Origin of the sequence: Novosphingobium sp. AP12, from assembly GCF_000281975.1 — a bacterium.
In the GTDB taxonomy this organism is placed as follows: domain Bacteria; phylum Pseudomonadota; class Alphaproteobacteria; order Sphingomonadales; family Sphingomonadaceae; genus Novosphingobium.
Window position 1 is genome coordinate 1 of record NZ_AKKE01000183.1, and the last position, 1,554, is coordinate 1,554.

The window sequence follows — 1,554 nt, forward strand, 5'->3', positions numbered from 1 at the left end:
CACCGCTGACATCGACGATATCGAGAGGACGCTCGATCTCATAAAGTAAGGATCTCGCCAGCCGGTATTGCACACCTATTTCGAGTCCTGTTCTGCCGCCGAACTGACCGCTCATCGGCCTTCGCACTACCGCGTCGGCGCTACTCGAGGGGAGCAGGAAGTGGAGCCCCGACGCCATCCAGCGCTATTTGGCCCATGCCGTTAAGGATACGCTCCCGGGGGACATACAATCGGGGGCGTTACTGGGATGAGCGGTCGCGATGCACCAGTGATGGAGCGACTACCTCGCTCCACTTCGTGATGGCGAAAAGGCAGCTTCCCTTCCGGCGGAGGAGGTTGCCGCCTGACGGAGATGGCCGCCGTACTCCATTAGCCCTGCTGTATTTCGCTCGTGAGTGAACGGTATCGTCGGTACGAGTAAGCGTTCGGTGCCATCTTCACAGGGTCACCGATCGGTAACACGAAGTCTCGAATGCTGGTTCATACTCCGGAGGACATGGGCACGTTCATTCGTTACCGACGCAAGCTCCAGAAACTGGGCCAGTCGCAGCTTGCCGCCTTGATCGGCGTCAACCGCCGTTGGGTGATGGAAATCGAGGGCGGGAAGCCACGTGCCGAGATTGGGCTAGTCATGAAGGCGCTTACTGCCATTAGAGGGGAAATTCGGATCGGCCCCGACGGGCCCACCGGCCCGCAGTCGAACGAGCTTGAGCCTGTCGACATCGAACCGCTCTTGGCCCCTTCATCGCCGACTTTTGTGCCACAATGGGGTTTTAGCCGGCGTCGGGTATGAGGGCGATGCAAGGCTCCAAGCTCGACTGGGCTGGAATATCAGCGCAAGCCAGACCTTTATTCGTTCCGTTTCCGGAACATTCGACCCGATGCCCGGCAGAAAGGATTACAGTCTAAACAATTAGGGACTGACTTGCTCGCCCAAGTCACGCCTCGTCTCACGTCGGGACGAGGCGCACGTCCTTTGGCGTCGAGCGGAGGCAAAGTCATGGCAGCAGATATCATCGACAAAGTGACAGGTGATAAGCAGCGGGTCGGTGACGATGCCATAAAGCTCACTCATCCCAGTGTCGTGGTATTGCACCTCCAGCGTACCGACATAGCGAATTTCGAAAGACAAGGCGCCGACCTACTGATCCGACTGAAGTCGGGCGAGGTGAAGCGCATCGTCGACTTCTATGGAACCGACCCCGCCGCTGCGCCCAGCGAACTCGTCCTTGAGGAATCCGATGGAAAGCTCTGGCTGGCAAAGCCATCAAGCGGCATCGATTATCAGGCGTTGGGCGATGTGGACGATCTGCTTGGCCAAGCCTCGGCATCGACCGGCCAGGAGAGCGGCGGTGCCGGACTGCTTATCCCGGCGCTGGGCCTGCTGGGCGGTGCCGGCCTCATCGCCGCACTGAGCGGAGGCGGCAACTCTGACGATTCCGACGCAGATGCGGATGCAGACGCTGATGCCGATGCCGATGCAGATGCTGATGCTGATGCCGATGCAGACGCTGACGCTGACGCTGACGCCGATGCGGATGCGGACGCCGATGC

Annotated in this window: 2 protein-coding genes; both read left to right on the top strand. The window is 59.9% G+C overall.

Annotated features, from left to right (window positions below; translation table 11 throughout):
* Positions 1-496: 496 nt before the first annotated feature.
* The gene (locus tag PMI02_RS25635; RefSeq protein ID WP_238539166.1) at positions 497-793 is read left to right on the top strand and encodes a transcriptional regulator; all 297 of its coding nucleotides are present in this window, start codon (positions 497-499) and stop codon (positions 791-793) included.
* A gap of 207 nt (positions 794-1,000) precedes the next feature.
* Positions 1,001-1,554, top strand: a 554-nt coding sequence (locus PMI02_RS27490; RefSeq protein ID WP_007688613.1) for a BapA prefix-like domain-containing protein, incomplete at its 3' end; no start/stop codon positions are given.

What these genes read in the sequence shown, in the direction of transcription:
- PMI02_RS25635 (WP_238539166.1), top strand. Translation starts at nt 497, where the DNA reads ATGGGCACGTTCATTCGTTACCGACGCAAGCTCCAGAAACTGGGCCAG.